General features: G+C 33.5%; 12 protein-coding genes. 11 read left to right on the plus strand and 1 reads right to left on the minus strand.

The features are described from left to right. Window positions 1-147 precede the first annotated feature (147 nt). The 3 genes from METIG_RS08715 to pfkC are packed head-to-tail and all read left to right on the plus strand — an operon-like array spanning window position 148 to window position 4,398. On the plus strand, window positions 148-1,716 hold the full coding sequence (locus METIG_RS08715; RefSeq protein ID WP_013799853.1) for a glycogen synthase: 1,569 nt from the start codon (window positions 148-150) through the stop codon (window positions 1,714-1,716). Between the two features lie 50 nt (window positions 1,717-1,766). Beyond that, complete coding sequence (gene pgi, locus METIG_RS08720; RefSeq protein ID WP_013799854.1) at window positions 1,767-3,029, plus strand: glucose-6-phosphate isomerase; 1,263 nt, start codon at window positions 1,767-1,769, stop codon at window positions 3,027-3,029. Next, window positions 3,004-4,398 carry an ADP-specific phosphofructokinase gene (gene pfkC, locus METIG_RS08725; RefSeq protein ID WP_013799855.1) on the plus strand — a complete coding sequence of 465 codons (1,395 nt, stop codon included), beginning with the start codon at window positions 3,004-3,006 and terminating at the stop codon, window positions 4,396-4,398. Before pgi ends, pfkC begins: the two co-directional genes overlap by 26 nt. A 598-nt stretch (window positions 4,399-4,996) precedes the next feature. On the opposite strand, the gene METIG_RS08730 is transcribed toward pfkC, so the two are convergent. Continuing rightward, on the minus strand, window positions 4,997-6,253 hold the full coding sequence (locus METIG_RS08730) for an LL-diaminopimelate aminotransferase (protein ID WP_013799856.1): 1,257 nt from the start codon (window positions 6,251-6,253) through the stop codon (window positions 4,997-4,999). 467 nt (window positions 6,254-6,720) lie between these two features. Here METIG_RS08730 and nifH point away from each other — a divergent pair, with 467 nt between their 5' ends. The 8 genes from nifH to METIG_RS08770 all read left to right on the plus strand — a co-directional run bounded on the left by nifH (window position 6,721) and on the right by METIG_RS08770 (window position 12,353). Next, the gene (gene nifH, locus METIG_RS08735; RefSeq protein ID WP_013799857.1) at window positions 6,721-7,575 is read left to right on the plus strand and encodes a nitrogenase iron protein; all 855 of its coding nucleotides are present in this window, start codon (window positions 6,721-6,723) and stop codon (window positions 7,573-7,575) included. Window positions 7,576-7,661: 86 nt separating this feature from the next. Then, a complete protein-coding gene (locus tag METIG_RS08740) occupies window positions 7,662-7,979 on the plus strand; it encodes a P-II family nitrogen regulator (RefSeq protein WP_013799858.1) in 318 nt (105 codons plus the stop codon). Between the two features lie 18 nt (window positions 7,980-7,997). Continuing rightward, window positions 7,998-8,387 (plus strand): P-II family nitrogen regulator, encoded by a 390-nt coding sequence (locus METIG_RS08745; RefSeq protein ID WP_013799859.1) that lies wholly within the window; start codon window positions 7,998-8,000, stop codon window positions 8,385-8,387. Window positions 8,388-8,411: 24 nt separating this feature from the next. Continuing rightward, entirely contained in the window at window positions 8,412-9,860 is a 1,449-nt protein-coding gene (locus METIG_RS08750; RefSeq protein ID WP_013799860.1) for a nitrogenase component I subunit alpha, read from the plus strand. 65 nt (window positions 9,861-9,925) lie between these two features. Beyond that, on the plus strand, window positions 9,926-11,314 hold the full coding sequence (locus METIG_RS08755; RefSeq protein ID WP_013799861.1) for a nitrogenase component 1: 1,389 nt from the start codon (window positions 9,926-9,928) through the stop codon (window positions 11,312-11,314). Window positions 11,315-11,367: 53 nt separating this feature from the next. After that, window positions 11,368-11,676: a hypothetical protein gene (locus tag METIG_RS08760; protein WP_013799862.1), complete on the plus strand. Its 309-nt coding sequence runs from the start codon at window positions 11,368-11,370 to the stop codon at window positions 11,674-11,676. A 142-nt stretch (window positions 11,677-11,818) separates the two neighbouring features. Beyond that, window positions 11,819-12,100, plus strand: a complete 282-nt coding sequence (locus tag METIG_RS08765) for a hypothetical protein (RefSeq protein WP_013799863.1) — start codon at window positions 11,819-11,821, stop codon at window positions 12,098-12,100. Window position 12,101: 1 nt separating this feature from the next. Next, window positions 12,102-12,353 carry an ATP cone domain-containing protein gene (locus METIG_RS08770; protein WP_048055607.1) on the plus strand — a complete coding sequence of 84 codons (252 nt, stop codon included), beginning with the start codon at window positions 12,102-12,104 and terminating at the stop codon, window positions 12,351-12,353. The last annotated feature ends 132 nt before the right edge of the window (window positions 12,354-12,485 follow it).

A 12,485-nucleotide genomic window follows, 5' to 3' on the forward strand; every position in this document is an offset into this window, starting at 1 on the left:
TATTTAGATGGATATTATTGCCCAAAATATAATACCATATGTTAACTATCCATCAAAAATTATATATATGCAGATTTTTTATATATATTTTTTTTAATATATGCAAATTTGTTGTTTATGTTTTAGAGTATTATAGAAGGTGGTTTTATGAAAATTGCTATTTTGGCCCCTACTGTAGCCCCATTAACGTCTGTGGGTGGTTTAGGGGATGTGATGCAAGATTTACCAAAATTTTTAGAATCTGTAGGGAATGAAGTGATAACAATAACATTTAACCACAAGAATAAAATATCTTATTTACCCCACGAAAAAAAGAAAACTTTGGGAATTAAATATCAAGGCACTAAAATAGAATTTGATGTAATAGAAACAAAACATCCATTTACTGGTGTGAAGATAGTTGTATTTAGTAATAAAGAATTTAATCAATTGGATATATGGGATCCTATTAAATATGAGGTTTTTGCTGATTTGGTTGTAGATTACTTGAGCGAATTTGATAATATTGACTGCGTTTCTGGTCATGATTGGCCTTGTGGGTTGGCAATAGCTAAATGCCATGAGAAACTTGACTTACCAACTACAATGACGATACACAATGAAGCATTTAAGGGGCCTGTTGTTGAATATAAGGGGTGTGTAATGACATTTTTGGAGTTGGGAATTTATTTTAGTGATGCATTTAATACAGTTAGCCCTACCCATGCAGAAGAAATAAAATCAATAGATTTTATAAGAGAACAAAGTAAAATAAAACCATTTCATGGAATTATTAATGGTATAGATTTGGATCTCTACGATCCAATCCATATCGTTGACAAGATGTTGAAATTGACTGATGGAAAGTTAGATCCAAGAGCTTATGGGTTTATATGTGGCTATTCTGCAGAGGATGCACACGCAGTAAAACCAAAAATAAAGTTCTCTTGGTTTTACAATTCTAAAAATCTAAAAAATTATGTTGAAAGTTGGAATAATATGGACAAAAGTTCAATATCTGGAACTGACGTAGAAATTTATGGAGATTTGAAGGGGAATATTGAGACCCCATTAATAGGATTCGTTGGGAGGGGGACATACCAAAAAGGTTTTAGTATAATGTTTGAGGCATTTCCTGAAATTCTTGAAGAGCATGATATAAGATTTGTTATGTTATCAACGGGAGAGAAAGATATTGAAGAAGGTATGAAAGATTTGGCAGAAAGTTATTCTGGAAAAGTTATGTCCTTGATTGGATATTGTCCACCCTTGGCATCTTTAATATTTGCTGGCAGTGATTGGACAGTGGTTCCATCAGTTTGGGAGCCATGTGGTTTAGTTCAAATGGAATCTATGGCATACTGCACACCAGTTATAGCAAGGGAAGTGGGGGGCCTAAAGGATACTATAATTCCACTACACTACGATCCATACAACAATCCAAATTTTGACGTGGCCACGGGTGTTCTCTTCAAACATTATGATAAATATGGTCTAAAATGGGGGATTGGGCATGCTTTAAACTGGAGTTTTTACAAACTAAGAGATATATGTCTTTTTATGAGGTATAAACAGATAAACTGTCCTGAAAGTCCTTATGATAAACAAGCTCCACTTTCTATGATGATGAAAAACTGTTATCACCACACAGTTAAAAACTTAAGCTGGCAAAATAACGCAAGTGTGAATAAATATAAGGCTCTCTTTGGAGGGGCTATCTACAATCATTACATTTAATTATCAAACATTGGAGAGGTTTAATATGAAAAATTGTTTTTTATTTGAATATGATAATGCAATGGACCGATGTTTTGGGTGCAGAGGGAGTTTCAACCAAGGATATAGAAAATATGGGGAATGAAATAGAAAATGCCCGTATGGGTTTTATGGAGAAAATTAAGAATGGGGAAATCGGGTTCACAAATTTGCTTAATGTGGATTTGGGGAACTATGATGAGATAAAGAAATACATGGAAGAGTTTGATTATATTTTGATAATAGGAATGGGAGGTTCTATATTAGGCACAGAGGCAATCCACGAAGGGATTAATGGGCTATACTATAATGAGCATGGATTTCCTAAGGTTTATTTTTTGGATAATTCTGACCCTGAAAAAACATGTAGAGTCCTGAATTTAATAGATTTAGAAAAAACATTAATTTTTGTCGTGAGTAAATCAGGGAATACCTTAGAAACACTGGCTAATTTCTCGATTATTAAAAATATATTAGAGAAGAAAGTGAAAAACTACGAAAAAAATATTATAGCCATAACTAATGGAGGATATTTGAAAAAACTTGCGGAAAAAGGAGGATATATCCTTTTTAATATTCCAGAAAATGTTTCAGGGAGATATTCTGTATTCTCAGATGTTGGTTTAGCTCCACTATCATGCCTTGGAATAAATATCAAAGAATTAATTTCTGGGGCTAAAATCATGGATAAATTGTGTAAAAAAGAAGATGTATTTGAAAATCCTGCTTTAATGAGTGCCACGATCCACTACTTAATGTATAAAAAGAGAAAAAACATCTCTGTCATCATGCCATATGCTGAAAGACTTTACAAATTTGGTATGTGGTATAGGCAACTTTGGGCTGAGAGTTTGGGTAAAGATGGAATAGGACAAACTCCACTGGTATCATTGGGAGCAAAAGACCAACATTCTTTGCTTCAACTTTACATGGATGGTCCAAAGGATAAGATTGTGACGTTCATACGTGTGAATACATTTAGTGAAGACATAAAAACCGAGTATGGTGAAGGTAATTTGAATATGCATAATTTATCTGAAATAATAAATTCTGAGCAGTTGGCTACGGAGATGTCATTAACCAATCATAAAGTGCCCAATGTTAAGATAATTCTTGAAGAACTAAACGAAACGACCCTTGGCATGCTTCTCTACATGTATGAAATGCAAACGGCGTTTTCTGGGGAACTATTTGGCGTTAATTCCTTTGACCAACCCGCAGTTGAAGAGGAGAAAAAATTAACGTGGAGATTGTTGGAGGAAGGAAATTATGGAAATAAAAGAATATCTAAATAATCTTTCAAATTTGAGTATTTTTTTAGCATACAATGCAAATGTCGATACCATAAAATACCTCAATGATAAGGATGTTCAAGAACTTATCGATTTGTTTGATGTAAATGAAATAATAAAGAAGATTGAGGAGTATCCAAGGATAATAAAGAGTCCTTTAGATTTTGTTGCGAGGCTTATACATTCTATGAAAACTGGAAAACCTGCTGAGGTTCCACTTTATGATGATGAGGAGATTAATAAATGGTTTAATCGATTTAAGTATGATGAGGAAAGAATGGGGGGACAAGTAGGCATAATCTCAAACCTTCTTTCAATCTTAGGGTTAAAAAAAGTCATTGCATATACCCCAATATTATCAAAGAAGCAGGCAGAGATGTTCGTTAATAAAGACAATTTGCTATATCCTTCGGTTGTAGATGGAAATTTAATTTTAAAAAAGCCAATTGAATCATATAGAGAAGATGATCCCCTAAAGATTAATAGGATATTTGAGTATAAGAAAGGAGTTAAATTTAGGTTGGGAGATGAAGAGATAACGACTCCACAGGCAAATAGGTTTATAGTGGCATCAAGACCGGAAAATCTTAGAATAGAGATAAGGGATGAACTAAGAGAAAAACTACCAAAAATTGGAGATATGGTTGATTGTGCAATACTCTCAGGATATCAAGCTATTAAAGAAGAATATAAGGATGGCAAGACAGGGGATTATTATTTAAAAAAGGCAAAAGAAGATATAAAATTACTTAAAAAAAATAACAAAAACTTAAAGGTGCATTTAGAATTTGCTTCAATTCCAAATAGGGCCATTAGGAAAAAAATTGCTGATAATTTACTTCCAAATGTTGATTGCGTAGGGATGGATGAAACAGAATTGGCAAATGTTCTTAACGTGATAGGTTACGATAAGTTAAGTAATGAAATACTTAAGAAAAGTTGGGTTGAAGATGTCGTTGAGGGTTCAAAGATTCTGTTGGAGGAGTATGATTTGGAAATAGTGCAAGTTCATACGATGTACTATATAATGTATCTTTGTAGGGAAGACAATCCATTGACTAATGAAGAACTTAAAAAAACTCTCGAATTTGCCACCATACTTGCATCTACTAAGGCAGCACTTGGAAATATAGGAGATGTTGATGATTTGAAGGTTGGTCTTGAAGTTCCATATAACGAATATAGGGATTTATTGGCTTCAATAGTAGCAGAACTTAGTAAAAAACCAGAAAATAAGGATTATAGAATGCTCTTAGTGCCTTCAAGATTGGTTAAGAATCCTAAAAGCACAGTTGGTTTAGGGGATACAATATCAAGTGGAGCATTTGTTGGTTATGTGTCATTTTTAAAAAATAAACTTAATTCCGCATAATTCAAAATTTAATTATATCAAAATTCTTTAAATGTTGTAGGTTTCGTGTTTTTTAATTGTTTTACAATATTAAGAGGGTGATGAAGTTAATTGTAGTCGTGTGCGGAAATGATATACGGCAAAACCTTTAGGTTTTGCCATTAATTTTTAAAGTTATTTTATAAATCAATAAAATTTCAAATAATCGTTATCATTCATTAAAATTTAGAATAATATCAATCATTAAAAATTTACTAATGCCATACCTCAAATTATACGGCAAAATCATTTAGATTTTGCCAAAAGATATACGGCAAAATCCCTTGGATTTTGCCAAAAAACCTTTCTAACACACACGACTATAATGCCAAATATCTAAATATGAAGTAAAGGCTAAAATATTATTACTTAATGTTATTCTTTATATCTTTAAACTTTATTATAACAATCACAATACCATTAAAAAATGAAAAATTAATTAACATTCATAAATATTTAAATACGTAATGGGAATTAGGATTTACTAAAATTCAAAAAAATTTTTTTAAAAAATTATATGTAATAAAAACCATGCGAAAATATCAAAATTACAATACTATATTATAATACTATTTTTTGATTATTCAAACTCAAATTCCATTCCTTCTAATCTTCTCTTGAACTCCTCCAATACCATGTCTTCATATTTCTCTTCTGTTGTTGGGTTTCCGTTCTCATCTTTAGCAACAAAGCATGCAGCTAATCTTAAATAATGTCCAGCGTCATCCCATGGAACTGTTGAGATGAGTTTTTCTTTTATTAAGTATTGGGAGAAGTCCTCAGCTGTCTCAAATTCAATGCCGTTTGCTCTTCTTGGTGATTTAACATATAAGTAGAATGTTCCTCCTGGCATTCTTGCTTTGAATCCAACTTCATTTAATATCTTAACCATCTTTCTCAATCTTCTTTCATATTTTTGCCTAACTCTTTCAGTTATTTCTGGGTGTTGGAGACAGTAAATTCCTGCCTTTTGGATTGGGATGAACTGTCCGCTGTCAAAGTTGTCCTTAACTGTTGCAAATGCTTTGATAATTAACTCGTTTCCAACCAAGAATGCCAATCTCCAACCAGTCATGTTGTATGCTTTTGAGAAACTGTGAATTTCAACACCAACTTCCTTTGCATCTTTAACTGATAAGAAAGATAATGGCTTTCCATCATAAACCAAAGCCCCATAAGCAGCATCTTGAACAACAATAACTTCATTTTCAAATGCGAAATCAACAACTTCTTTGTAGAATTTCTTTGTTGCTTGAGCACCAGTTGGGTTGTTTGGGTAGTTGAGATATAATATTTTTGCCCTCTTCTTAATATCTTCTGGAATACTTTCTAAATCAGGTAAAAAGTCGTTCTCTTCTAACAACGGGAGGTTGTAAACTTCTCCACCATACCACTTTGTGTGTGTTGCTGTGACTGGATAACCTGGAACGGTCATTAATGTAACATCTCCAGGGTTGATGAATGCACTTGTTATATATGCTAATGCTGGCTTTGAACCCATTGAGTGGATAACCTCATTTACTGGGTCTATATCTTTAACTCCATAAACCTTTTCCATGTAAGGAGGAACAGCATCTTTAAGCTCTTGGATTCCGTTGTCAGCATAACCTCTATTTTCCCATTTCTTTGCCTCCTCACATAAAACTTTTATAACTTCTGGATCTGCCATCTCATCTGGTTCCCCAACTCCCATATCTATTAATTCCATGTCTGGATGTCTTTTCATCGCTTCTTGCTTTGCTCTTTTAATTTTCTCGAACTTATAAATAACATCTTCCTTCCCGAACTTTTTCCCACCAATCCTCTCCGCAAAAAGGTTTTGTATGTAACTTTCCATCATTTCACCTTAGCATTTATTTTGCCGTTAATTATTGACATAAAACTTCTATATAATTTTTATTTATGTTGGTTATGGTGATGCAATAAGAACCATATCATTCTGCGAATGGTTGTTATAAGTACTCATAGTGTAAATTTTCAATATAATCAATGTTTCATAAACATTCAATTAAATTTGAAGTTAGATAATGCCATTTGATTGTAGAACGACTATAAAATAATTTTATTAAAATGATATTTACAATCCAATTTTGTATATTTTCGAAAATTTTTGCAATTTTGTTTGTTGATATTGAAACTTATCAATAGAAACATCATCGTATTTAAATATATCATTACTATTTATGTCAAATTTTATGATTTAATAAGGAAGTATGATTCTTGCTACCGAAAAGTTTATATATTAGAACGTAATATTATCAGATGTCAACACGGAATAAGGTTTCCGTATGGTGAGGTGATACTATGAGTTTTGATGAAATTGCTCCAAACGCAAAAAAAGTGGCTATCTACGGAAAAGGAGGTATTGGTAAATCTACAACCACACAAAATACTGCTGCAGCATTGGCATACTATTACAAATTAAAAGGTATGATTCATGGATGTGACCCAAAAGCAGACTCAACAAGAATGATATTACACGGAAAACCACAAGAAACCGTCATGGATGTTCTTAGAGAAGAAGGAGAGGAAGGAGTTACATTAGAAAAAGTTAGAAAAGTTGGATTTGCAGGAATCTATTGTGTTGAGTCAGGAGGTCCTGAGCCAGGAGTTGGATGCGCTGGAAGGGGAGTTATTACGGCAGTTAACTTAATGAGAGAACTCGGAGGATATCCAGATGATTTAGACTTCCTCTTCTTTGATGTCCTTGGGGACGTTGTCTGTGGTGGATTCGCAATGCCATTGAGAGATGGACTTGCTAAGGAAATCTATATCGTCTCATCTGGAGAGATGATGGCATTATATGCAGCAAACAACATTGCAAAAGGTATCTTAAAATATGCAGAACAATCTGGGGTTAGATTAGGAGGAATTATCTGTAACTCAAGAAAGGTCGATGGAGAATTAGAATTGATGGAAGAATTCTGTGACAAATTAGGAACAAAATTAATCCACTTCATTCCAAGAGACAACATTGTCCAAAAAGCAGAGTTCAACAAGATGACTGTTGTTGAATTCGCTCCAGATAGCAACCAAGCAAAAGAATACAAAAAATTGGGTAAAAAAATCATGGATAACGATGAACTCGTAATTCCAACACCAATGACAATGGATGAAATGGAAAAATTAGTCGAAAAATACGGATTATATGACAAATAATCCAAAAATAATCCAAAATCCAAACTTTTGTTTGTTTCCTCACTCGATTCCTCAAAACTTTTAAAATACGCTTTGAGGTGAAATTCATGAAATTAATAAAAGCCATTGTTAGACCGGAAAAAGTTGATGATATAGTTGAGGCTTTAGAAAAAGCAGGCTATCCATCATTCACAAAAATTGATGTCGTTGGTAGAGGTAAACAAGGAGGATTAAAAGTTGGAGAGATTTTTTATGATGAATTGCCAAAAACTATGCTTTTAATCGGAGTCAACGATGATGAAGTGGATGAAGTTGTTGAAATCATAAAAACTAATGCCTATACAGGGAACTTTGGAGATGGAAAAGTCTTCATCCAGCCAATAGAGGAAGCATATACAATCAGAACTGGAGAGAAAGGCCTCTAAAGACATTTTGGTGGTATAATGAAAGAAGTTGTAGCCATTATAAGACCAAAAATGGTCTCTAAGACAGGAAAAGCACTTGAAGCCGTTGGGTTTCCTGCAATGACTGTTATTGAGTGTTTTGGAAGAGGAAAACAGAAGGGCTACATTGATGTAAATTTGCCAGAGTGTTGTGTTGATTTACAGAAAGTTATTGAGGAAGGGGAAAAAGAAGGAAGATACATAAAATACATCCCAAAAAGAATGATTTCTATTGTCGTAGAAGATGCAGATGTCCCATTAGTCGTTGGAATAATAATGAAAGTCAATAGAACTGGAAATCATGGCGATGGAAAGATATTTGTCCTTCCAGTAGAAGAGGCCATAAGAATTAGAACTGGAGAAACTGGAAATGCTGCTATAGGAAACTAAAAATATGCAAGATAAGGTGGTATAATGCCATTTGTATTACTTGATTGTGATAAGCCAATACCAGAAAGAATGAAACATACTTATATCTACGATCCAGAAGAGGAGATAATCCCAGCATGTAATATTAAGACAGTTCCAGGAGATATGACTGAAAGAGGTTGTTCATTTGCTGGAGCAAGAGGGGTCGTTGGGGGGCCTGTCAAAGATGTTATCCATATGGTTCATGGGCCAATAGGATGCGCTTTCTACACCTGGGGAACAAGAAGAAACTTATCAGACAATGAATTCCATAGAAGATACTGTTTCTCAACAGACATGCAAGAATCTGATATTGTTTATGGTGGGGAAAAGAAATTAGAAAAAGCATGTTTAGAGGCGGCTGAGGAGTTCCCAGAAGCAAAGGGGATATTTATCTACGCAACATGTCCTACCGCCTTGATTGGAGACAACCTTGAGGCAGTAGCAAGAAAAGTAGAAGAAAAAATTGGTAAACCAGTGTTTGCATGTAACTCCCCAGGATTCGCTGGATGTTCACAGTCAAAAGGGCACCATATATTCAATACTGAGTTTTACAGGTGGTTAAAAAAGGCAAGGGAAAGATATCCTGAAAAATGTTTGAAAGAAGAAGAAAAAACGCCTTATGATATTGCTTTAATTGGAGACTACAATATGGATTGGGATTTAAAAACAATAATTCCATTATTTGAGAAAATTGGTTGTAGGGTTGTGACAGTATTTACTGGAAATGCTTCATTGGATGACTTATTCAAATTGCCAGATGTTAAGTTGAATGTTGTCCACTGTCAGAGGTCTGCAAACTATATTGCAGAAATGATTGAAGATGGGTTTAATATACCGAAAATTTGGGTCTCATTGTTTGGTATTGAACAAACAGCGGAAGCATTAAGAAAAACTGCTGAAGTATTGGGGATTGATAAAGAAAAGGTTGAAGAAGTAATAAAAGAAGAAGTAGAAGCAATTAAACCAAAAATAGATTTCTATAGATCAAAATTAGAGGGTAAAAAATGTTTAGTTTATGTTGGAGGTCCAAGAACATGGCATTGGGTTAGAATGTTTAAAGAGCTTGGAGTTGATGTTGTAGTTGCCTGCTGTACATTTGCTCACGAAGATGACTATGAAAAATTAAACAAAAATCTCAAAAAAGCAGGACTTAAAGGGACACTTGTTATTGATGGACCAAATGAACTTGAATTAGAAGAAGCTGTTGAAAAATACAAACCTGACTTCATGTTAACTGGTTTAAAAGAAAGATACTTATTCAGAAAATATGGGATTCCAACAATTAACTCTCACAGCTACGAACAAGGACCATACGCTGGATTCAAAGGATTCGTCAACTTTGCAAGAGACATTTACAAGGCAGTATGCCACCCAATTTGGAATGTCTTAAAAGAAGAAGAAGCAAAATTTGAGGAATTTAAAAAGAAAAAAGAAGATGATGTGAATAATTAAACAATTTAACTCAAATTATCTTTCTGCATTATAAATTTATTCATAATTTAAAATTAGGTGGTATTATGGGAATATGCTATGTTGAAAAGCAGAGAGCAGGAACGATAAACCCAAATAAAACTTGTCAGCCAATTGGTGCAATGTGGGCAACACTTGGAGTCCATAGAGGTATCCCATTCGTGCAAGGTTCTCAGGGGTGCTGTACTTATGTTAGGTATACATTCAACAGACACTTTAGGGAACCTGTTTCAATTGCAGTCGCTTCTTTCCACGAAGATGCTGCGGTTTATGGAGGTATGAACAATTTAGTTGAGGGTTTAAGGAATTTAGTAGCAAGATACGATCCTGATTTGATATCTGTTGTAACAACATGTTCATCAGAAACCATTGGAGATGACGTTGAGGCATTTATTAGAGCAGCAAGGAAAAAGATTGCAAAAGAACTTGGAGAAGAAAAAGCACAACTTCCAATAATCCCAGTCCATTGTCCATCCTATCAGGCAAGCCATGTTAAAGGTTACGATAATGCTTCAAAGGCATTCATGGAATATTTGGCTAAAAAAGATGAGGAAAAAGAACCTCACAAAATAAACATTATTCCAGGATTTGGAGTTAACCCCGGAGATATATTAGAAATAAAAAGAATATTAGACATGTTTGGTTTAAAAGAAGGTGAAGATTACTCAATATTATTTGATATTAGTGAAACATTATACCAACCATTAAGAGAACCCATCAAGGAGATCCCATACTATCCAAAAGGTGGAACAAAAGTTGAAGAATTTGTCGATGCTGCAAATGCTAAGGCAACATTTGCATTGTGTAGGCATGCTGGAGGAGCAGGAGCCCTTTATTTACAAAGAAGATTTAAGGTTCCTGCATTTTATGGATTACCAATAGGGTTGAAAAATACTGATGATTTCATAATAAACATTGCAAGAGTTACTGGATTAGAAATTCCAGACAAGTTGTTAGATGAAAGAGGTAAATTAGTTGATGCTATTGTAGATACAATTCACTACACAATGGACAAAAAAGTTGGTATCTTTGGAGACCCTGACTTTGTTATAGCAGTTTCAAGATTCTGCTGTGAAATTGGAATGAAACCAGTTGTTGTTAATACTCAAACTCCATCCAAAACATACAAGAAATCAATGGAAGAAATAGCAAATGAACACAATGTGGACATTGAAGTTCAATACTCTGACTTGTGGGACTTTGAAAAATCAGTGAAAGCAAAAGGTGTTGATTTATTAATTGGACACCCAAGAGGTGGGGTGAAAATAGCAGAAGATATGGGTATTGGATTGGTAAGAATGGGCTTCCCAATTTATGATAGGGTTGGTTACTTCAGATGGCCAATAGTTGGATACATGGGAAGTTTGAGGTTCTTTGATGAGATAGTCAATACAATATTAGACACACAAGTCCCATGGGATCAAAAACAGCAATAATTCTATTTCTATCTTTATTCTTTTTAGCTCCCATCCAGAATTGGAGGGAGACCATGCATGTGGAATACAAAATGTATGATGAAAGGGGAAACCCAGTCAAAGATAAAAAATTCCATTGCATAGTTTTTTACATAAAAAAATCCAAAGAGCCCTCAGAAAACGATATAATGATTGAGGCAGTAAATGTAAAAAACATTCCAGCTTTGGTAGCAAAATACATGGAGGGTGAAGTCGGCTGTCCTGGATTTAGGGACCCAGAAGAAATTACAAACTTAGAGACGCTCAAAAAATATGGAGTTCCAGAAGACATTATAGCAACAATAAAAGAAACCTATAGAAAATATGGCATCGATTGGGTATAATCTTTTAGCTATAATTATAGTTGTTTGCCAATTTTTTTAAAAGAACAATAAATCAACTATAAAATTCCAAATAAAGGTTAATTATCCCTTATAATTTAATGGAGAAGTAAGGCAAACAACTATACTTTATGAGGTGTTTGCGATGTGTCAAGGAAATATTGGAATTTTTAGAGGATTTGTATATAAAAATGGATATAAAATCCCACTTATAGAGATAAATGGAAATATATCAGAAATTCCCCTTCCCATAACAAAAGATGTCAAATTTGGAGATAGAATCATGGTCTATAACTCCTACAATTTTGAGTATGAATTTGAACCTTTGGAATTAAAACATAAATTGTTAGATGTTATCTCAGCCATTAAAGAAAAGTTAAGTAAGTTAAGAGCACTTAACTCTCATGCAGTTTATCTTGGTGAATAAAATGGATGAGGTATTGGCTAAGGTTTATATAACAAAGAGTGATGGCAGTAAGGAGAAATTTGATTTTGAAATAGTAAAAGAATCTTTAAGAAATGCAGGAGCCAATGAAGAGTTAGTTGAAGAAGTTATAAATAGGATAGAGAATAGAATACATGACGAAATAACAACAAGAGAATTAAAAATGATGATTACAACAGTGTTGAGGAGATTAAACAGAGAAGTTGCCCAAAAATATATTCAAAACCATTCATAAATTAAATTAACGATCAAAAACTTATTTTTTATTATATTTCATTTAATTTGCATATTTAGTTTTATAATTTTTAGTAGGAAATAACCTTCCGTTTACCGAAAAGTTTATATAGTAATTTTAAATATTATTTTA

Origin of the sequence: Methanotorris igneus Kol 5 (assembly GCF_000214415.1) — an archaeon.
In the GTDB taxonomy this organism is placed as follows: domain Archaea; phylum AGJL01; class Methanococci; order Methanococcales; family Methanococcaceae; genus Methanotorris; species Methanotorris igneus.